Origin of the sequence: Flavobacterium sp. CECT 9288, from assembly GCF_918731615.1 — a bacterium.
Classification (GTDB): domain Bacteria; phylum Bacteroidota; class Bacteroidia; order Flavobacteriales; family Flavobacteriaceae; genus Flavobacterium.
In genome coordinates, this window is record NZ_OU957226.1 from 2,588,212 (window position 1) to 2,610,136 (window position 21,925).

17 protein-coding genes and 1 pseudogene are annotated in these 21,925 nt (G+C 31.9%); 10 read left to right on the forward strand and 8 right to left on the reverse strand.

Annotated elements, in window-relative coordinates; all coding sequences use genetic code 11:
• Positions 1 to 540: 540 nt before the first annotated feature.
• Both LQ189_RS11375 and LQ189_RS11380 read left to right on the forward strand, forming a co-directional pair.
• Positions 541 to 2,685, forward strand: a pseudogene (locus LQ189_RS11375) (von Willebrand factor type A domain-containing protein).
• A 201-nt stretch (positions 2,686 to 2,886) separates the two neighbouring features.
• On the forward strand, positions 2,887 to 3,603 hold the full coding sequence (locus LQ189_RS11380) for a 3-ketoacyl-ACP reductase (protein WP_230157165.1): 717 nt from the start codon (positions 2,887 to 2,889) through the stop codon (positions 3,601 to 3,603).
• 93 nt (positions 3,604 to 3,696) lie between these two features.
• On the opposite strand, the gene LQ189_RS11385 is transcribed toward LQ189_RS11380, so the two are convergent.
• The 3 genes from LQ189_RS11385 to LQ189_RS11395 form a co-directional block, all read right to left on the reverse strand.
• Positions 3,697 to 4,572 (reverse strand): L,D-transpeptidase, encoded by an 876-nt coding sequence (locus LQ189_RS11385; RefSeq protein WP_230157167.1) that lies wholly within the window; start codon positions 4,570 to 4,572, stop codon positions 3,697 to 3,699.
• A 1,070-nt stretch (positions 4,573 to 5,642) separates the two neighbouring features.
• Positions 5,643 to 6,971 (reverse strand): tRNA (N(6)-L-threonylcarbamoyladenosine(37)-C(2))-methylthiotransferase MtaB, encoded by a 1,329-nt coding sequence (mtaB, locus tag LQ189_RS11390; protein WP_230157169.1) that lies wholly within the window; start codon positions 6,969 to 6,971, stop codon positions 5,643 to 5,645.
• Between the two features lie 414 nt (positions 6,972 to 7,385).
• A complete protein-coding gene (locus LQ189_RS11395) occupies positions 7,386 to 7,730 on the reverse strand; it encodes a hypothetical protein (protein WP_230157172.1) in 345 nt (114 codons plus the stop codon).
• A gap of 344 nt (positions 7,731 to 8,074) precedes the next feature.
• Between LQ189_RS11395 and LQ189_RS11400 the strand changes: the two genes are divergently transcribed.
• From LQ189_RS11400 to LQ189_RS11435, 8 genes are all read left to right on the forward strand, one after another.
• Positions 8,075 to 8,572, forward strand: a complete 498-nt coding sequence (locus LQ189_RS11400; RefSeq protein ID WP_230157174.1) for a hypothetical protein — start codon at positions 8,075 to 8,077, stop codon at positions 8,570 to 8,572.
• Positions 8,573 to 8,675: 103 nt separating this feature from the next.
• Positions 8,676 to 9,164, forward strand: a complete 489-nt coding sequence (locus LQ189_RS11405) for a hypothetical protein (RefSeq protein WP_230157176.1) — start codon at positions 8,676 to 8,678, stop codon at positions 9,162 to 9,164.
• Positions 9,165 to 9,206: 42 nt separating this feature from the next.
• Positions 9,207 to 9,818: a hypothetical protein gene (locus LQ189_RS11410; protein ID WP_230157184.1), complete on the forward strand. Its 612-nt coding sequence runs from the start codon at positions 9,207 to 9,209 to the stop codon at positions 9,816 to 9,818.
• A 34-nt stretch (positions 9,819 to 9,852) separates the two neighbouring features.
• The gene (locus tag LQ189_RS11415) at positions 9,853 to 10,875 is read left to right on the forward strand and encodes a hypothetical protein (RefSeq protein WP_230157186.1); all 1,023 of its coding nucleotides are present in this window, start codon (positions 9,853 to 9,855) and stop codon (positions 10,873 to 10,875) included.
• Between the two features lie 346 nt (positions 10,876 to 11,221).
• Positions 11,222 to 12,931, forward strand: coding sequence for an IPT/TIG domain-containing protein (locus LQ189_RS11420; RefSeq protein ID WP_230157188.1), 1,710 nt, complete (start codon positions 11,222 to 11,224; stop codon positions 12,929 to 12,931).
• Between the two features lie 4 nt (positions 12,932 to 12,935).
• A complete protein-coding gene (locus LQ189_RS11425) occupies positions 12,936 to 14,264 on the forward strand; it encodes a hypothetical protein (RefSeq protein ID WP_230157190.1) in 1,329 nt (442 codons plus the stop codon).
• 53 nt (positions 14,265 to 14,317) lie between these two features.
• On the forward strand, positions 14,318 to 15,952 hold the full coding sequence (locus LQ189_RS11430; protein ID WP_230157192.1) for a hypothetical protein: 1,635 nt from the start codon (positions 14,318 to 14,320) through the stop codon (positions 15,950 to 15,952).
• An 851-nt stretch (positions 15,953 to 16,803) separates the two neighbouring features.
• Entirely contained in the window at positions 16,804 to 17,322 is a 519-nt protein-coding gene (locus LQ189_RS11435) for a hypothetical protein (protein WP_230157199.1), read from the forward strand.
• Positions 17,323 to 17,384: 62 nt separating this feature from the next.
• On the opposite strand, the gene LQ189_RS11440 is transcribed toward LQ189_RS11435, so the two are convergent.
• From LQ189_RS11440 to LQ189_RS11460, 5 genes are all read right to left on the reverse strand, one after another.
• Complete coding sequence (locus LQ189_RS11440; protein ID WP_230157200.1) at positions 17,385 to 18,182, reverse strand: Cof-type HAD-IIB family hydrolase; 798 nt, start codon at positions 18,180 to 18,182, stop codon at positions 17,385 to 17,387.
• A gap of 40 nt (positions 18,183 to 18,222) precedes the next feature.
• Positions 18,223 to 18,441, reverse strand: coding sequence for a putative signal transducing protein (locus LQ189_RS11445; RefSeq protein ID WP_086453769.1), 219 nt, complete (start codon positions 18,439 to 18,441; stop codon positions 18,223 to 18,225).
• Positions 18,442 to 18,455: 14 nt separating this feature from the next.
• The gene (locus tag LQ189_RS11450; protein WP_230157207.1) at positions 18,456 to 19,142 is read right to left on the reverse strand and encodes a DEAD/DEAH box helicase; all 687 of its coding nucleotides are present in this window, start codon (positions 19,140 to 19,142) and stop codon (positions 18,456 to 18,458) included.
• Positions 19,143 to 19,228: 86 nt separating this feature from the next.
• Positions 19,229 to 20,392 (reverse strand): sigma-54 dependent transcriptional regulator, encoded by a 1,164-nt coding sequence (locus LQ189_RS11455; RefSeq protein ID WP_230157209.1) that lies wholly within the window; start codon positions 20,390 to 20,392, stop codon positions 19,229 to 19,231.
• Between the two features lie 194 nt (positions 20,393 to 20,586).
• Positions 20,587 to 21,894 (reverse strand): ABC transporter permease, encoded by a 1,308-nt coding sequence (locus LQ189_RS11460; protein WP_230157211.1) that lies wholly within the window; start codon positions 21,892 to 21,894, stop codon positions 20,587 to 20,589.
• Positions 21,895 to 21,925: the final 31 nt, after the last annotated feature.

Genomic DNA, 21,925 nt, shown 5'->3' on the forward strand with positions numbered 1-21,925 from the left:
AATCAAGATAAAATATTCGAAAAAATAAAGAATGCATCCCATAAAGCAGAAGAAAAAGACTTTCCTGCAATGGAAAAAATTTGGATGCGAGTAGAAGAAAAACTAGACGAAAAAGAAGACAAAAAAGCTATTGCACTTTGGAAAAAATTAACCATTGCCGCTTCACTCCTATTGTTTTTCTCATTGGGATATCAGTTTATTAAAACCGATTCAAAAGTAGTCAAGCCAAGCGGAACGAAAGAAAACAGCATAGTTACACAAGAAAAAACAGAGCCTAAACAAACCGAGAGACTTTCAAAAACCATAAAACCAGATGCTGAAGTTATTCTAAAAAAACAAATTGAAAAACCTGTAGTCGTAGTAAAAACAACAACTCAAATAAATAGTAACATCAATCAAATAACTTCTAGTAATTCAAAAGACATCGAATTGAGCAAGGACAAAGAAGCGAATGTTAACGCCTATATAGTCGAAGCACTTGCATTAGAAGAAAATAAGGCAAAAGCTAAAATCACATCTACTTACGATGCCACAACAAGAATGATTTCAGGCATAGTTACAGACGAACAGGACTTACCACTCCCTGGGGTAAATGTATATATTAAAGGAATAACAAAAGGTGTCGCAACTAACTTTGATGGAAAATTTAGCATCAAAGCTGAAAAAGGAGATGAACTTGTTTTTTCATATATAGGATATGAAAACAGTTATGCTACTGTTGGTGAAAATGATAAAATAAATATGAAACTGGTTAATAATTCCATGGCTTTGAATGAAGTTGTAGTTACTGGTTATGCATCTAAGCCAAAAAAATCAGTTTTGATGAGTTCTGTTGCTATGATTTCTGGTACTGATTTGATGAAACAAAAATCAGCAAATGTTAGTCAAGCCCTTCAAGGTAAAATTGCAGGAGTTCAAATTACAAACAATCCTGGATATTTAAGCCAAGACTCGCCTAAACCATCTCCAACAATTAGAATCCGCGGGAAAGCATCCATTACACAATCAAACGAACCTTTATACATTATTGATGGTGTTCCTGTGAATCCTGAGGAGTTCAAACAATTAAAACCCGAAAATATTAAAACTGTAAACGTCCTAAAGGACATCGCAGCAACTTCTTTATACGGAAGTAGAGCATCAAATGGTGTCATTTTACTAACAACAAAAAACGGAACTTATCAAAATCTTTCTAAAAAAGAACTAGAAAAAAGACTCAAAAAACTGAGCAAAAATAAAAAGTAAGAACAAATAGTAGTTCCACCAAAATCTATCGAAGTTTCACAAGAGGACTATGAAAATTTTGTAGAAAATCAATTCGAAAGTCCAAAAACAGCACCACTTTCCACTTTCTCCATCGATGTTGACAACGCTTCTTATACCAACATAAGACGTTTCATCAACAACGGACAAACCGTGCCGAAAGATGCCGTGAGAGTTGAAGAAATGATGAACTTTTTCAAGTACAAATATCCACAACCACAAGACCAAAATCCGTTTTCGATTAATACGGAATACAGCGATTGTCCTTGGAATCCAAAACACCAATTGCTAAAAATTGGTTTGCAAGGCAAAAATATTCCAACGGATAATCTGCCAGCTTCCAACTTGGTTTTCTTGATTGATGTTTCAGGTTCGATGAGTGATCCCAACAAATTGCCATTGCTGAAACAATCACTGAAAATTTTGGTAAACGAACTCCGAAAAAAAGACAAAGTAGCCATTGTGGTTTATGCCGGAGCAGCGGGAATGGTTTTGCCTCCAACAACTGGAGACGAAAAACAAACTATCATCGATGCGTTGGAAAAACTCAATGCTGGCGGAAGCACGGCTGGTGGTGCAGGAATAGAATTGGCTTATAAATTGGCAGAAGAAAATTTTATCAAAGGAGGAAACAACCGAGTAATTCTGGCTACTGATGGTGATTTTAACGTAGGTACTTCATCCAATACTGATATGCAAACGTTGATTGAAGAAAAAAGAAAATCGGGAGTTTTCTTAACTTGTTTGGGTTATGGAATGGGTAATTACAAAGACAGCAAAATGGAAACTTTAGCCGACAAAGGCAATGGAAATTATGCTTATATCGACAATATTCAAGAAGCCAATCGTTTCTTAGGTAAAGAATTCAAAGGTTCAATGTTTGCTATCGCCAAAGACGTGAAAATCCAAATCGAATTCAATCCAAAACATGTTCAGGCGTACCGATTAATTGGCTACGAAAACAGAAAATTGCGTCCTGAAGATTTTACAAACGATACCATTGATGCAGGAGAATTAGGCAGCGGCCATACAGTAACTGCTCTGTACGAAGTGATTCCAACTGGTGTGGGAAATGAATTTATCAACAATCAACCGGATTTAAAATACACCAAAACAAGCTCAAATCGAAGTGATTATTCTGATGAATTGGCAACTATAAAATTCCGATATAAAAAACCTGATGGTGACAAAAGTATCGAAATGGTAAAGGCTATTGAAAACAAATCCATTCCATTAAAAAACTCGTCCGATGATTTTAAATTTAGTTCCGCTGTAGCTTGGTTTGGGTTGAAATTGAGAGATTCAAAACTAATATCTAATAAATCCTCTGAAGAAATCAAAAAACTGGCAAAAGAAGGATTGTCCAATGACGAAGACGGTTATAAAGCAGAGTTTGTCCGTTTGGTAGAAACTGTGAAATAATTTATTAAGTTTTAGAGCTAATAGGTTTTGAAAACCTGTTAGCTCTTTTTTTATTTCATTTTTCAATTGAAAACTTCATTCTTTTAACTCCAAAAGTTGAGAAATAGTTCTAAAATATTTTGGCTTTAATTTTAAGTTAAAGACAACCTCTACCCTAAGCAAATGCCTTAACTTTGTTTTGGAACTAAAACAACACATCAAATGACTGATTTAAAAAATAAAACGGCACTTGTTACTGGTGCTGGAAAAGGAATAGGTAAAGCAATTGCATTGGCATTAGCCAAAGAAGGCGTAAACGTAATTTTAGTAGCGCGCACTCAAGAAGAAATTGACAGTGTAGCTGCAAAAGTACGTTCTTTACGTGTAAAAGCCTTGGCTGTTACTGCAGATGTTGCTGATATCAACTCTGTAAACGCTGCGGTAGAAAAAGCACTAAGCGAATTTGGCGCTATTGATATTTTGATCAATAACGCTGGTATTGCATCGTTTGGAAAATTCTTAGAATTAGAACCAACCGATTGGGAACGCATTATTCAAGTGAATTTAATGGGACCGTATTACGTAACCAGAGCCGTTGTTCCAAACATGATTGAAAGACAAACTGGAGATATTATCAACATCTCATCAACCGCTGGATTGGCCGGAAATGCCATGACGAGCGCTTATAGTGCCTCTAAATTTGCTTTGTTAGGACTAACCGATTCATTGATGCAAGAAATGCGCAAACACAACATTCGTGTTACCGCACTTACGCCAAGCACCGTGGCTACTGACATGGCCAAAGAACTAAAACTTACGGACGGAAATCCGGATAAAGTGATGCAAGCCGAAGATATGGCAGAGCTCGTAATCGCGCAACTGAAACTAAACCGTCGCGTGTTTGTAAAAAACAGTAGTCTTTGGTCTACTAATCCGTAAAATTTAAAAGCTTACAGTATAAAAACTAAAAACCATTGAGAAGCAAATTAAAATCGCTTTCTCAATGGTTTTTTATTTTTTTATAAGTTGTCTCTATTCCTTATTTTGTTGCGTAGCTCTATTTTTCTGTTCTTTTAAAATGGAATTCAAGTGTGGTTTTGTTTCTCTTTCAATATCACTTTCACTTAGCTGTAAACCTTTGGCATCATCAACCAAGACATACCAAGGTTTGGTTTTACCAAACGGATAGGCTCCAAAAACAATGACAGGAGTTCCTTTTACTTTCACATTTTGATCATCTTGAAGTATCCATTCGTCCGCCCAATTGTACAGTTTTTTGGCATCTGCTTCTTGAAGTCTCAAACAAGAATGCGAAGCTGGATAACCCGGCAAAGCATATTGATGAAAACCAACACCCAATTTATTTTCGATGTTAAAATTCCATTTTAAATCCCACTCGTCGTTAAAAGTACTGGTCGTTTTTTCGGCTTTCCAGTTAGTAAAAAACAAACCTGTTGGAGTTTTATCCTTTTCCCTTCCCATATTGGTTGGGCCGGTATAAATCAATTCGCCGTTTTCATAAGCAGCAAAAGTTTGAGTTGGATACGAAAAATAGATAATCTTTTCAACTTCCTTTAAAGCCGAAACCTTCAAAGGAAAAGGCAAATAATAAGCAATATCGCCCGTAAAATCATTGGGAACTAAAACCGAATCTATTTTTTTGAAATTCTCAGCGTCTGTTCTATTAATCGCATACGCAAGTTGCAATTGAGTGCTATCGTTTGTAGCTTTCTTCAGCCATTCTTTCGTGTTTTCAAAATTATAAGTGATGGTACCTGGTTTTTTTCGTTCTATTTTAGTTGGAATTTTTTCTGTTTGATTTTTGTTTTTAGAACTTGCCGCGCTCTCTTTACAAGAAAACAAAACAGAGCAAACTAATGCACTAAGGATATAAACTATTGGCTTCATAAGGTTAAATTTTAATTAATTTAAAAGTACCTCAATCAACCGCCCAGTCTGTTACACAATTAGTATTAGTTGTTACACAATTAACCTTCATATTAACTATTAAAAAAATCAAGAAAATGAAGACTAAAACTTAATAAACTTAACGTACTTAATGGTTTAAAGTTATTTTACTTAAATGACTTATATGTTTAAAACATAAAACCATTAAGAAAATGAAGAAAATTAAGCGTAAATCTTAATGAACTTAACTTACTTAATGGTTTAAATTGACACTGCAGTTAACGTCATCTAAAATAAAAACTATTAAAAAAATGAAGAAAATTAAGAGTAAAACTTAATTAACTTAACTTACTTAATGGTTTAAAAATGTTATACTTATATGTTTAAACCTAAAACATAAAAACCATTAAAAGAATGAAGAAAATTAAGCCTAAAACTTAATGACCTTAACTTACTTAATGGTTTAAAAATGATTTACTTAAATGACTTATATGTTTAAAAACTAAAACAAAAAAACCATTAAGAAAATGAAGAAAATTAAGCCTAAAACTTAATTAACTTAACTTACTTAATGGTTTATAAAAATGATTTACTTAAATGACTTGACTTATATGTTTAAACCTAAAACATAAAAACCACTAAGAGAATGAAGAAAATGAAGCCAAACACTTAATGAACTTAACTCGCTTAATGGTTTAAAAATGATTTACTTAAATGACTTATATGTTTAAAAACTAAAACAAAAAAACCATTAAGAAAATGAAGAAAATTAAGCCTAAAACTTAATGACCTTAACTTACTTAATGGTTTATAAAAATGATTTACTTAAATGACTTGACTTATATGTTTAAAACCTAAAACAAAAAAACCATTAAGAAAATGAAGAAAATTAAGCCTAAAACTTAATGAACTTAACTCACTTAATGGTTTAAAAATGTTTTACATAATTGACTTATATCTTTAAATCATAAAACAAAAAAACCATTAAGAAAATTAAGCCTAAAACTTAATAAACTTAACTCACTTAATGGTTTAAAATATTTTACTTAAATGACTTATATGTTTAAAACCTAAACCAACACAGATACAAAATCCATGCGCACACTGCCATCTTCATCAATTCGAGTCAAGTTGATATCGTGTAGCGTATTCACCAATTCTGGATTCCAAGGCGTTTTTACTTTTACGTAATTCTCAGTAAATCCGTGAATGTAGCCTTCTTTATTTTCACTTTCAAACAACACTTTGCGTTGCGTTCCCAATTGGCTTTCATAAAAAGCACGACGTTTTTTCACAGATAATCCACGTAACATTTTACTACGTTTTGCACGCACATTTGCCGGAACTACACCACTCATAGCAGCAGCCTCAGTATTATCACGCTCTGAATACGTAAAAACGTGCAAGTACGAAATATCCAAATCATTCAAAAAATGGTACGTTTCCAGAAAATGCTCATCCGTTTCACCCGGAAAACCTACAATGACATCCACACCTATACATGCATGTGGCATCACCTCACGAATCTTATTCACTCGCTCTGTATATATTTCGCGTAAGTAACGACGCTTCATTAATTTCAAAATATCATTACTTCCTGATTGCAACGGAATATGAAAATGCGGTACAAAAGTTCTACTTTTCGACACAAATTCTATCGTTTCGTTTTTCAATAAATTCGGTTCAATAGAGGATATTCGCAAGCGCTCAATACCGTCTACTTCATCCAAAGCCTGAACCAATTCCAAAAAAGTATGTTCATGTTTCTTATTTCCAAATTCCCCTTTACCGTAATCACCAATATTTACACCAGTAAGTACGATTTCTTTAATGCCTTGTTTCGAAATTTCGGCTGCATTTTTCAATACATTTTCTAACTCGTCACTTCTAGAAATTCCTCTCGCCAGCGGAATCGTGCAATACGTACATTTATAATCGCAACCATCCTGAACTTTCAAAAACGCGCGCGTTCTATCGCCTATAGAATAACTGCCTACATAAAAATCAGCTTCGGCAATCTCGCAGGAATGCACCTCGCCCATATCATTTTTAGACAAATCATTGATATAATCGGCTAGTTTGAATTTTTCGGTAGCACCAAGAACCAAATCTACGCCATCCACCGCCGCCAATTCCTCCGGTTTAAGTTGCGCATAACAACCCACCGCAGCCACAAAAGCTTTATCGTTGAGCTTCATGGCCTTACGCACCACTTGTTTGAACTGTTTATCGGCATTTTCAGTAACTGAACACGTATTAATCACATACATATCAGCCACTTCTTCAAAATCAACGCGATCAAACCCCTCGTCTTGAAGATTGCGCGCAATAGTTGATGTTTCTGAGAAATTGAGTTTACAGCCTAAAGTATAAAAGGCTACTTTTTTGCGTTTTTCCATAAGTAAGCGCTATCTAATGAAATCGTTGTCAAAAAAATAGCGTGCGCAAATTTACGAACAAATACGAGAAAACGACAACGAATTGAATTTTTATTAAATAGGGCGTGCCCCTCCGTAAACTGCGGGTCGGGCTATGCGCTTTATCTTTATTTTTTTAAAGAAAAAAAATAAAGGATCCCGCTGCTATCCCTCACGCAAACCAACTCATTGCATCCCAAAACTACGGCAAAAAGAAACACTATTGCTTTTGTAATAAATTTATTATTTCTATATTTGGTAAATGCAAACTAAATGTAATACATACTAAATATTTTCAATTGATTTGAGTTGAAGCTCGTACTGGCGGAGTTGAACCTTTCTGGTAAGCTGTCTAGGTAATCCACGTTTCAAACGAGCACCATAGGGAACTGGCTTTTATTTGTATATTTTACCCTTACATTCAAAATTAAAACTCAAAATAGTATCTTTTTTATGAATATTAAATAATAATTCGCCTTTACGTTTTATGATTGTATCTCCTATTTCTATTTGCTCCTTAAATTTAGCCCACCATCTATCGCTTCTATCTGAATCACACTTACATTTTTTATTAGTAAATGGATTAATTCCTCTATAATCAAATCTTCCGTCTGTATTACTTGGTATCTTCTCAACAATTATAAGACATTCATCATCTTTTAAATCTTCAGCTGAAGAATCACAATCATAAAATGGTCCACAAGAAGACAGAAAAAAACACAATAAAATAATATATTTCATAAATTTAAATTTAAAACAATCTTTGAACCTAAGAAAAACCACCACTAACTCCAATACTTGGTTATAGGTTTACAAAGATACTTTTTATTACAATTCTTGAAGGAACTAAAACAATTTGTCCCTCACGCGAACTCGCTTATTGCATACCAAAACGACCTAAACAAGAAAAACGCTTTTACTTTTGTAATGAAATTATTATTTCTATATTTGAAAAATACAAACTAATCCTGATTCAAGATTTGTTGCATAAAGACTTAAACATAGTATGAGTTACTGATTATCTACGAAAATGAAATTATCTGATTAACTATAATAATCCTACATTAATTTTTAAAATTAATTTTATGAAGTTAAAACTTAAAGCTTACTCTCCATTAAATAATAACTGGAATCTTGAATATGGAACTATAGTTTTAAAAGGCGATATACTTTTGGAATTTATAGAAAATGTTGAAAATATTAATTTTTTAAAGATTAAATACGGAGAACAGTATTTCCCTATAAAGCCAAATACATATACTATACTTTTTTTAAACGAAATTAATGATTATCACAAAAATTTTGCAGCCACAATTCGAATAAAAGATAGTTTGCTTTTTTATGTAAAATTAAATTTGATTCAAAAGACTATACTTAAATGGATGTTAAAAAAATACGACATTCAATCCAAAGAAATGAAAATGGATTTTTATAAATACCTTCTTGGTGGTGTTCTAGGTATAATATCTACTATAATAACTCAAGAAGTAAACCAAAGATATAAAGCAGACCCCGAAACTCCGCCAAAAGCAGGAATCCAAAAATCATTAGTACCTAAAAATTTAATAAAGCGTGATAAATAGTTTAACATAATTTATAACCTCCCGCTAGTCCGTGCATGAGTCAACAATGGGCTAGTGCGAGCTTCAAGCTTTAATTCCATAACGTTATGAGTAAATTTTAAAAATGAACGAAACGAGAATTGATAAAATAGATTATGTTGTAGTCTCATTATATTTGCTTTTTGGTGCATTCATAGGGGTTTCATATAAATTCTCCATTCTAAGGCAAGAGAATATAAATATGATCTTGCTTGCGTTGACTTTTGGAGGACCATTCTCTTTGTTTTTAATGTATTATAAAAGACTCCGTATACCGACAGTATCATTAATTTGGTTTGTAATTGGAATATCCCAATGGTATCTTGTAGACCTACTGAAAAGCAACCCTGATTTCGATTCAGCAATAGGTACATTCGCCGACTATGACTTGAATCTATTGGCTATGATTATAATATTTACAGTTTTTAGATTTTTAAGCCTTCTTACTACGAAGCAAGAATTTATGATGGCGGCATGGTTTTCTCCAAAGGACAATAGAAATTTAAATCCTCTAGATTACATTTTGACTTTTACTGGACTTATAATATTGATAATTATAATTAAAGAAGTATAAAATAAAATCGAAAAAATAACTAACTCCAAACCAAACCTCAAAATGACTGAACGATTTTTAAAAGCAAAACATTGGCAACTTTTTATTTTGACTTTCGGAATTCCGTTAATTTTTCAAATAATATTGATGAGTACCCTATTTGCAACAATAACAACGCAAACCACTCCTGACCCAACCATAATTTTTAGTTACATGAAATACTTTCCACTGCTTATGCTATTATTTATGGCACTATTATTTGGTTGGTTTTGGTCCATAGCAATTGGGTTGCAAAAAAAAGTACCTCAAGACATAAGCATGAAAGTGAAAAAGTTTAAAATTTTCTTTTTTATTCCGCTAGTTTATCTATTACTGTTGATGCTTTTTATAAACATTGCAATAGATGGATTTGACACCGCAAACCCTGAACCAAATATTGCTATTATTGCCAGTTACTTTGTTATCATATTCCCGCTACATTTCTTCTCTATCTTTTGTATTTTATATTCCATGTATTTTGTAGCAAAAACATTTAAGACTGTTGAATTACAACGCGCTGTGAAATTTGGCGACTTTGCTGGAGAATTTTTTATCATGTGGTTTTATCCTATTGGCATTTGGATCATACAACCAAAAATCAATAAAATGGTTGAAGAGTTAAGTCCCTTAGATTAGAACACGCTGAAAAGCATGGAATTGAAAATATACTATGAAAAAATTAAAAACGACATTACTACTGTTTGTTTTTATCCAAATCAGTTTTGGACAAAAACTCGATATAATAAATAATCAAGCAATCCAATTCAGTATCAAAAAAGAAAAAGATACTATCAATTTTGTATTGATCGACACTAATTTAGAGGAAATAAAACCTGTTTTTTTATTTTGCCAAGGTTCCTTGCCAATGCCGTTATTCGTACAGCCAGCAACAGAAAACATGTGGATGATTGGTGGTGGGATTACAAATTTCGATATTGACGAAATAAAAAAGAATTACCATTTAATTGTCATTTCAATGCCTAAAACTCCAGTAATTGTTGAGGAAAAACACTTAAATAAATCTTATTGCTATATTCCAAAAGAAGAAGAACCCGAAGAATTTGATAAAGAATATGTGAAAGCAGATTTTTTAGAAAACTATGAAAGTAGAGCAGAAAAAGTTTTAAATTTTTTACGAAAACAAAAATGGGTGGATAATTCAAAATTAATAGTTGCTGGACATTCTCAAGGTTCAAAAGTGGCAACACTCATTGCTTTAAATAACAAAAAAGTTACACATTTAGGGTTATTTGGAGCAAATCCATTTGGAAGAATTGATCAAAGCATCAGAGATTACAGAAAAAAAGCCGAAAGAAAAGAGATAACTTGGGAACAAGCTAATGAATATATCGAAAACAAATATCAGATGTATAGAGAATCTTATGATAAAGAAACTTTAAGTAAAAATCCAGATTTATTGGCTTGGAAATCATTTTCAAGACCATTAATAAATGATTGGTTAAAAATCAAAATCCCTACATATTTAGCTTATGGAACAAATGATATTGCCGCTGATTTATGCGATTTAGTTCCTTTGTTTTATATCCAAAACGCAAAAGAAAATTTAACTTATAAAAGATACTTAAACTTAGAGCATAACTTTTTTGAAGTTCAAGAAGATGGAAGAGCAAATTACGAAAAAGAACACTGGACGGAAGTTATGAATGAATTTATAAAATGGACGAAAAAATAAATACATTCCCCGACAGTCGTTTGGCAAGATTGCAAACTAGATAAACAAACCGATCGCTCGTATATCTAATTTTTTTTCTTAAGGATTGCACAGATTTACAATAAGTACTGCAGGATTTTGAAATAACAAAAGTTTGTATTTTAAGATTTTAGCTTTTTATTTGATTTGTGATATTAACTTCGATTTGCATTATTTTTTTTAAAATGGATAACCCAATATGTAAAATAAAAAAATTGTAAAACCTCTATTATGAAAACGCTCTGAAAGAAAATTATAGTAAACTGAAACATTAAAGAATACTCTTTCAATAAAAAAACTTTATTTTTACAAAATAATTTAATAATTTATGACTACACTGGCTAGAACCTTCTCAATTATCTTCATTCTTATCTCTACTATTTTAATTTCCTGCAGTTCCGAAGAAACAAAATATATACCTCCAACACTAGTAAACTTTCCTGAATCTGGATTATTAGGACAGCCAATAGTGATTGAAATAAAGAATTTTGAAATTGGAAAATTACAAGTCTTTTTTGATTTAGAAGAAGCTCAAGTGAATTATGTATCGGACAAAGAAATTATGGTTATTGTTCCTAGAACAATCAAAACCAATACTCCAATTCTCAAAGTAATTGATTTAAATGAAAACAAAACAATTCTTAATCAAACATTTTCTTTAAAAAAACCTACAATTAGTAAATATAGTAGTGACAAGATTACCTTTAATGAAACTTTTACAATTTATGGTGAAAACTTTGACTTATTGAAAGATTTTATAACTGTATCTGTTAACAATGAAAAGGCTATAATTAAAAATGTTGATTATAATAAAATTGAAATTGAAATCCCTAATAAAATAAAAACTGCGAATCTAGAAATCAAAGTAACAGCACAACTTCAAGAAGTAGCTTCAACCCTACCATTGCTTTTAGATTCACCAATGATTTCAGGGATCAATAATAGTTCCACTTGGCTTGGAGGGCAGCTTATAGTTTTTGGAGAAAATTTTAATCCTAATTTAGATTTTGGAGAAGTCTTTATAAATGATATTCCCTGCTATTTTATAGCTTCAAATAATAAATTAAGTATTGATGTTCCTCCTGGTCCGCACAAGGATTTTAAAATTACTAATGTTAAATATAAAACTGCAGGTCTGACTACTACTTTTGATTGTGATGTTCCTATATTAAATGATGTCATTATGGTAGATTATTTGAAAGATATAAATATTCAACATTCAGTTATTGTATATAACAACAAAGCATATCAATTTAAATTTAAAAACAAAGCATCATATGATTTTAATTTTAATTATTCTTTGCTAGAATTTTCCCCAACTACTGAAAAGTGGACAGAATTATCATCATTTAGTTATACTGGATATCTGTCTAAAATTGCTTTTGATGGAAAAAAAACAGTTTATTTGTATAAAAAATCTACCGCAGGTAATTATTCATTGTCAAAATTTGATTTGAGTACAATGGTGGAAACTCCAATTTCACTTCCGTTTGGAAATAAGATTGATAATCCTATTCTTTTTGCATACCAAAACAATTTTTACTTTATAGGCGGTGTTGTTCACAATAATGGAACATCAACAGTAATTAAACAAAAACATCAATATTCTGAAAGCACAAATTCGTGGAAAACACTACCAGCTTCCACTTTTTCAACATTTCCTAGTTGTGATACAAGTGGATGTGGTGAGTGTAAATATTTTTTTGTAGGAAACGACATTTATATTACAATTTTTACAGGTAATTACAAGAGCTATAAAATTAATCCAAACTTGGATGTAATAGCAAACATACCATATGCGTTGTTATTTGAATATTCGAATAAAATTTTTGGACTTCGTCCAAATTCAAATAATGAACTATACAATGTCAACACAAATGGATACAAAATACTAGACTATACTTCTGTATTAGCTTATGGTTCAAGTTTTTTTACAGTAAACAACGAAATTTATTTTACTAGAAATAGTTGGACTGTGTATCATCAAAACACATTGTTTACTCAAAAATTAAGGAAGGAAATTTTAAATGGATTATAGTAAAATGAAATACAACATAATATTCACTTTGCTTGCATTCATTATCCTAGGATGCAGTACTGATGAAGATAAGGAAAATGCAGCATTAGAAATAGCTATCACTAATTTTGAACCTTCTTATAGTAGGGTAAAAATCAATTGGGAAATTACTAGACCTAATGGGTTAATTATTGAAGATTTATTAATATATAGACTTTCCAAAAACAATGATTCAGATTATGAACAGGAAACATTGATAGCAAACTTACCTTCAAATGAAACAGTATTCGTTGATATTGATGTACCCTACAAAAAAAACGTAACTTATAGAATTAAAATTAATTATCAAGACCAGAGGAAAAAATCTTCAATTATAGGGAATTTGACGAGTGAGCCACAAAGATTTATTCGAGAATTAGTTCTGTTTGATCGTGTTCCATTTCAAGTACTAAAAGATCCAAATCTAAATGACATTTTCCACATATTAGACAAAGAAGGCACGGGATTTTTAAAAAAATACAATAGTGCACAAAACAAACTAACCGATACAAAAGTTTTTAAAGACGGAAGTTTGCTAAATAATAAAATTCAATTTGTAAATATTAACGAAATATTTCTTGCAGACACAAAAGGCGCTATTTATAGAATAAATGCCAATGATTATAAAACTATATCTACTTATAATACAAAGATTGTCGAGAAATTGAATGCTTTTGCAGTATTAGGAGATCTGATATATTATATAGACAAGGATATTTGGTGTTATTACGAAATGACAACAGGTAAAAATGTTAATACGGGTGGAGGAGGATTTTCTGATTATTTAGAATTTTATAGTTCAAATAAATTATTTTCTTTAATTAGCTATAATTCTAGTAGTTGGCTTGATATTTTCGAATACTCCCCTACTTTTTTAACTTGTCCTGCTTGTTTTTATACCTCATATAATAATTCAAATACTTTAATTAAGGCAAATTCAACTGATGCAAATATATTTGCATGGAATACATCAAAATCTAAAATAATTACCTCAATTAATGGTTGCGTTTTTAATATCAATAACTTTAAAATAGAAAAAAACTTATATGAGCTTACTGGAAAACGTTATTTCCAATTTGCCTATGATAACCAAGATAATTTATATGCAACAGTGCAAGGAGAAAAAGTAATTCATAAATTCAACTCCAATTATGAACTTATCGAAGAGATTAAAACTAAACTTTACCCCTTTTTTCCAATGGTTACAAGTAGTGGTTTAAAAGTCGTTGGTGGCTACGAACCAATATCCTATTGGAGTTTCGGATATGGTTACAATTTCGATTTTAATATAAAATGTGCTATCGAAACATTTTAATATGAAGAATTGAAGTACTGTTCAACAATAAATAATTTATTTCAAATCTAATTATGAAACAAAATAGAGTTATAAAACAATTCTTAAAGTTAATCACACTAGTATTATTTGTCAATTGCTCAAGCGATAATGAAACACCTATTCCTGATAACGCTGTTTTTGAACCGCAAACTGAATTAATTAGTTTAACTGGGACTAAAGATCAGTTAAAGTTGATTTGGAAACCAGTGGTTATTAAAAAATTTAAAAGTTACAAAGTGTATAGGCTTAATTCATACACGAATAACTATTTCTTTCCAATAGCAATAGTATCGTCAGGCGAATTGGTATTTGAAAGTACCAACAATTTGAAAAATGAATTTATAGACAATAATGTTCCATTCGACTCCTTTTCAGGATATGCAGTAGTTACTGAGTACTATAATGAGGAAAATAGGATTGAGGGTTTAGCTAGTAAGAATTCTCTTTTTTATGAAAACAAGGATTTATCATTTTCGCTTAACTCTCTAGTGCAATTAGAAAACGGTAATTTAAAATTGGAATGGGAAAAAGATTCAAATCTGAGTTTTGAAAATTATACAGTATACGCTGTAAATGAAGACTATTTAAATAATGAAGATTTTACTAACTATAAAAACACTTTAAAAGTCAGTAGCAAGCAAAATGAAAATAGTTTTATTGATGCGACTTCATACTCAAAAGGTCAAATATTCTACGCGGTTTCAAAGCTAGTCAATGGTAAGGTTATACGTAGTAAAAACTATCTAAGCATACAAAACCCTAGAATTCTAAATTTTAAGCCAAATCAAACTCTTAAAAATCCTTTTAATGAAGACGAACTAATCATTATAAATAGTGATGGAGGTGAAGTATTATTTTACAACATTAAATCTTTAACTAGACAAAAAGTAGTCGTAACTGCTCCAATTTTCTTTTGTTCTATAGGTAAATATCAAGGAGTTGAAGATTTATATGTACCAAGTAAAGATGGTAAAGTTTTTGTTATTGATTTAGCAACACGTAAAATTAAGGAAACGATATTCTTAATTACAGACTATAATATATTATCAGCAATTCCGATTAATGATAATATATTATTTCTAGAGAAGCATCCATATGCAGATGGAGGAGGACCGCTGGTCTATAACCGCATCACAAAAAAAGTTCTAAATAGAAATGGGGGATCCAACATGAGTGGTACTTCAAAATTGATCTATGCTAAAGAAAACTATTTTTTTAATGTATGGAGTGAAGGGTTAGAATATGATAGTACATCTGCTATAAGAAGACTAAACATAAATGGTAATAATGTTGCTACTGACTTTCTCTTTAATGAATCGAAATCTGATAGTAGATTATTTGCTTTATCAGGCGATAAAACTTTTTTTGTAAGTACTAAATATGGTTATCAATCTGATGTCAACTATGAGAGTTTTACTGAGGTAACTACTAATAAATATTATCAGGATGCTTTTTTTGGCGATGTAAAAATTGTTGAAAATAGTTTTATTTATTTCACTGTACCAAATTACTCTCGAATTGATGTTTTCGAAAAAAATAACTTCAATTCAATAATAAAACAATACAAAACAAATGGTATTCCAACATTACTTGAGGTTTTTCAAAATCAAATTATAACATTAAATCAATTGGGTAATAATTATTATGTAGAAGCTATCAATAAATAAAAAAAACATACCACCGTTTGCTTATAAGATTTGAATTTGCTGTATTTGAGTTTTTTGTGTACTTGGAATTCCATTTTTACCGAAAATAAAAGTAATATAAATCTAAACCCGATAGAATAGCGGCATCATAACTTGATTTAATATCACAGTGGCTTGTTTGAAACGAGTGTTAACTTAAATTATAGAACAAATAATAGCGTTTGCAACATAATAAACAAAAAAACAAAAATCTTGAAACCTAAAAAATCAATTTTACTATAATTATTGATCTAACAAAACTAATAACTTTCTAAGATTCCTCCTTCTTGGGAATGACAAAAAAAACATACAAAATTTTTAAAAAATAAAAACCATTAAAAAATCAAGCTTAAGAACAAATCTTAAATCCCTTAATTTCTTAATGGTTTAAAAAAAATGGCGCAATAGCTTGCGCCAAAATGTACTTCCTCCTCCTTCGAAAAAAACAAAAAAACAGGCATACTTTTTTGAAAATAAAAATAGGTAGCAATCAATAGTTAGGATATTGCAATCCATATATCGAAATTATTAATTGATTGTTATGATTTTGAAAGAAGTGCATTCGCAATTAAAATGGCTCTAAATTTGAACCTAAAATAAAAAGCAATGCTATTTAAAAATGAAATACTAAAAAGATCCTAAAATCCGTTATAGTAATAGTGTAATTAAGAAATGTTATAAAATAGTACAATAATCAAATGACACTTTGAGATTGATATTTTATACACTATCTTTCCATTGTAATTTAATTTATTTTAAACTACTCAAAAACAAATGATTAACAACTGGGTAAGCCGAAAACCAACTAGAGTAGGCAACATTTTATAACTACAATGAAAACATTTTTCCCCACAATCTACTTCATTCTTTTAGCAGCTCTAGGCTGTTATGGTCAAAATCCTGCTCCAAAAACCAACACATTCCCATCAGTGACTACATTGAGTTCTTGGGCAAATTACAACTCACAACAAAAATTTGATTTAGAAATTAGAACATTAGGTTTTAAATTTGAAATAAAAGAAGCCGAAACAAGCTCTATTGCGTACACCTACATTCGCAAAGTTGTTATTGATGGCGTAAATTACACAGACAGAATTGTGTATCGTATTGCAAATGATAATAGCGCCAGCATTATTTCACTGGTAACAGCATCTACAGATCTAGTTTCATTATACAACCCACAACTCGCTACCTTCAAAAATGTCAAGTGTGACACCCCAATGTCAAAAGACAAGAATACTTCATGCAATTGTTATGTAAGTAAAACTCATGCTATTGATATTTGTGACGAGCGTGTGAAATTAACTATGGGAGACGGCAATAAATACTTTATATCAGTAGCTAAACTATAGAGAACTACAAAACGATAAAACTATATTCAGCGATACATTTAAAAAAATGTATCGCTTTTTTATTAGTTTCCGTTCAAAATAAAACGTTCAATAACTTCGGCAACACCATGATTGTTATTTGATGCCACAATTTCATCTCCGTACATGCGTAACTCTGGTGTAACATTATCTACCCACACGCCAAGTCCAGCATATTGAATCATTGATAAATCATTTCCTGCATTCCCCACAGCAATGATTTCGCTTTGATCAATTGCTAATTTTTTGGCTAAAAAAGCAATACTTGCTGCTTTATCAATTCCGTTTGGTGCTACTTCTAGAAAAAATGGTTTAGACATGGAAACACTTAAATCTGGCATAGCGTTTTTTAGATCTTTTTCCACTTCTTTTAAGTAAGAAGGTTCTTCCAGCAAGATACATTTTACTGCATTAGTAGTAACAGCAGCTTTAAAATCAGGTACTAAATGATGTTCAAGGCCTGTAATACTTCGTTCTACCTCAATAAACTCTGAGTGAGTCTCGCTAATAATGACATCATTAATATAGGTAATGATGTGGGTATTACTTTTTAAACTGTATTCATGGAGTATATGAATTTGCTCTTTGGTCAAAGATTTTTCAAAAAGAATTTCACTAGTATTCAAATCAGAGACTACTGCTCCATTAAAAGAAATCATGAAATTATTTTTCAGCTCATGAGCAAATTGCGTCATGGCTGGTGTAGGTCTACCTGATGCTAAAACTACCTCAACGCCTAAATCTTGCGCCCTAGCAATCATTTTTCTATTCTCTTCAGAAATGGTATGATCATCCGTCAACAAGGTATCGTCCATGTCTAGGACAAGCATTTTGTATTTCATAATTTTTATTTTACAGCTAAAAAATCAGTCACAGACTAGCTTAGATATTCATTCTAAAATCTTCAATAACTGGATTGGCTTTAGCAAAATCAGTTTCTTGAATAAAAAGTTCTACTGCTAAATCACTACCGCCAAAACCTCCCAAACGTGAAGATTGAATGTTGTCCTTTTTTAAGGTTTCAACACCCGCTGTTTCTAATCTTTCTTGTAAGGCTTGCGCCAAAATTTCACTTCCTGAAAAGACTTTCATTAATCCCATGCTATTCCTATTTTTTAATTATCATCATTATTTTCTTCCTCGTTTTCTTCAGATTCTTCATCTTCGTCCTCTTCATCCTCATCTTCGTATTCATAAAAATCAAATTCAAAAGGCTCAATCAACATTCTCTCGGTCATGATTTCAATTCGTTCTGTGAACTGCTCGGTGAAAATAATGCGTTGGGTTTTGTCAATACTATTCGAGATTCGCATGATTTTGGTTTCATGACGCAATTTCAAAATAGGATCAGCATCGTCTAGAATAAACATTTTCAATCGGTTCACGTTGTAGCCCGCCGATGAAAACATTTCACTCAATTTATTAGGCGTCCCAATCAAAACATCAATACCGGTTGAAATGTAATTTTTATCATAATCCATATCGCCTTTGTCATGCACACCATATATTTCTAGGTCCGTGTATTTGGCCAATTTTTCAAACTGCGCTACCATCTCAACCACTTTCTCTTTATCCGATACAATGATTAAAGCACGTGGCGACTCCTCAACAGAGCCAACCAAGCGTTGAATCACATTGATCACAATTGTAGTTGATTTTCCGCTGCCCGCTGGTGCTACAATAATAGCGTCGGAACCACTTTTTAAAGTACCAAAAGTCTCTTTCTGAATATCATTCGCCTCTAAGAACCCGTTGTCAATTAAGTTTTGTTGCAGCGTCTCGTTTAATTTTTTTAATTTCATTCTTTTTAGATTGAAAGATTCAAAAATTTAAAAATTAAATGATTAGCTCACTAATTTTTAAATGATTCAACCTCTAAATTATTTAATTATTTTGATGCAAATAACTTCACATCATTCTCTGAAATCTCGCTTCCGCCAAGGATAATCAAGCGTTCCACAACATTGCGTAATTCCCTAATATTCCCCGTCCAATCGTATTCTTGTAAAAGTTTAATTGCAGCAGCCGAAAATTTCTTTACCGTATTTCCTTGCTCAGAGGCTATTTTATCAGTAAAATGCTTGATCAACAGTGGAATATCATCACGCCTGTCATTAAGAGCTGGTATTTTTATAAGGATTACAGCCAGTCTGTGGTATAAATCCTCTCTAAAACGTCCTTCGGCAATTTCAACTTTTAAATCCTTATTTGTAGCAGCAACTACTCTTACATCAACTTTTATGTCTTTATCTGCTCCTACACGAGTAATCATACTTTCTTGTAGCGCTCTTAAAACTTTGGCTTGCGCCGAAAGGCTCATGTCACCAATTTCATCTAAGAAAATAGTTCCTTTATCTGCCGCTTCAAATTTTCCTGCACGGTCTTTTACTGCTGATGTAAAAGCTCCTTTTACATGACCAAATAATTCACTTTCTATCAATTCAGAAGGGATTGCAGCACAATTTACTTCGATTAAAGGAAAGTTTGCACGTTCGCTTTTTTCATGCAATTGATGCGCTACTAATTCTTTTCCGGTACCGTTAGGTCCTGTAATCAATACTCTTGCCTCGGTTTGAGCTACTTTATCAATCATGATTTTAATATGATTAATGGGATCACTCTCACCAATCATTTCATAATTCTTGCTGACTTTTTTCTTTAGGATTTTATTCTCAACTACGAGTTGTTTTTTGTCCAAAGCATTTCGAACCGTATTCAATAATCGGTTTAAATCAGGTGGTTTAGAAATGTAATCAAAAGCTCCTAAACGCATGGTATTGATAGCTGTTTCCATGTCACCATGCCCGGATATCATAACCATTGGGATTTCTGGTTTGATTTTTTTGACTGCTTCTAGCACTTCAACACCATCCATTTTTGGCATTTTTATATCGCATAGAACCAGGTCATAATCGGTGGTTTTAATTTTTTCCAAACCCACTGCACCATCCTCTGCCTCCTCTACTTGGTAGCTATCATTTTCTTCTGATAGGATTTTTGAGAGCACTCTTCTAATGGCTGCCTCATCCTCAATGATAAGTATTTTTGACATATTTCTATTTTTGATTGGCTTAGAACACCAAATTATTTTTATTGCAAAATTCAACTTTCTTACGGGATTCTCTAGCCCCGATTACAATGGAAATCCTTTACTGCGGCGCGCTAGCAGAGCAGGAAAGATTGAAATGAAAAGCGGGAAACAGCTCCTGAAAAATACTCTTGAACAGCATTTTATAAATTATTTTACTATTTCAACCATCGATACAACTCTTTCCATGTTGGTTTTTTACCATACATTAAAATTCCGATTCGGTAAATTTTACCAGCAAACCAAACTACGGATAAAAAAGAAGCAAAAAGTAACGTTACTGATATGGCTATTTGCCACAAAGGTACGCCAAAGGGAATTCTCATGAGCATAACTATGGGCGAAGTAAGCGGAATCATTGAAAAAACTACTGCCACTGTACCGTGTGGATCATTGATAACAGTAAAGAAACCTACATATACGCTGAGTATAAGCGGCATAATGATGGGCATTAAAAACTGTTGAGAATCGGTTTGATTGTCTACTGCGGCTCCTATTGCGGCATAGAAAGAGCTGTATAACAAATATCCTCCTATAAAATAAACTACAAAACCCGCTAGTATACCTGCAATAGGCAAGTTCCATAATTCCTTGATATAAAGTGCGGCTGAACTACTCATTTCTGGCTGTGCCGAAAGTACATCTTGAGCACCAGAAACAGGTCCTATATTAACTCCAAAAAATAGTGACACAGAGAAAAGCAATAAAAACCCTAAACACGCCCAAATAAAAAATTGTAGCAATCCTGCCAGAGCTGTCCCTATAATTTTCCCCATCATTAATTGAAATGGTTTGACAGAGGAGATAATAATTTCTACAATTCTGCTTGTTTTTTCCTCTATTACGCTACGCATGACCATGTTGCCATAAATGATAATAAACATCATGATAAGGTAACCAAATGCTCCTCCTATTCCAATTTTAATTTCGTTTAAGCCTTTGAGACTCTCTTCTCCAGATGCTTTTGTAATGTTAATAACAACTTTTGCCTGTGCTTTTTTGATGGCAAGTGTATCGAGTTTAGCTTGTACTAAATTTGCCTTTGTCAACTTATTAGCCACAACATCTTGCATGTTTTCAATAAATGCAATGCCTGGGCTATCATTTGATATGTATTGAATTTTATTTTCTAACAGTTTGGTATCCTGAACTTTTGGGATATAAATAATTCCTTCGTATGCCTCAGCACTGATACTATCTTTTAAAAAATTTAAATCAACAGCTGTTAAATCTTGATAGTCATACGTGGCTTTTTTACTGTTTTTATTTAAAAATTCTTGTACAAACAATCCCGATTTATCATGTATGGCAATACGCTTTGTATCTGGTTTCATACTGCTCAAGTACGCTACAAAAACTGCAATGGCCACAAATAGCAATGGACTTAAAAAAGTCATTACAATAAAGGACTTGTTGCGTACCTTGGTAATAAACTCTCGCTTGATGATTAATGTAATTATTGACATTTTTTAGTTTTGATTTGTCCAAAATTCCCAA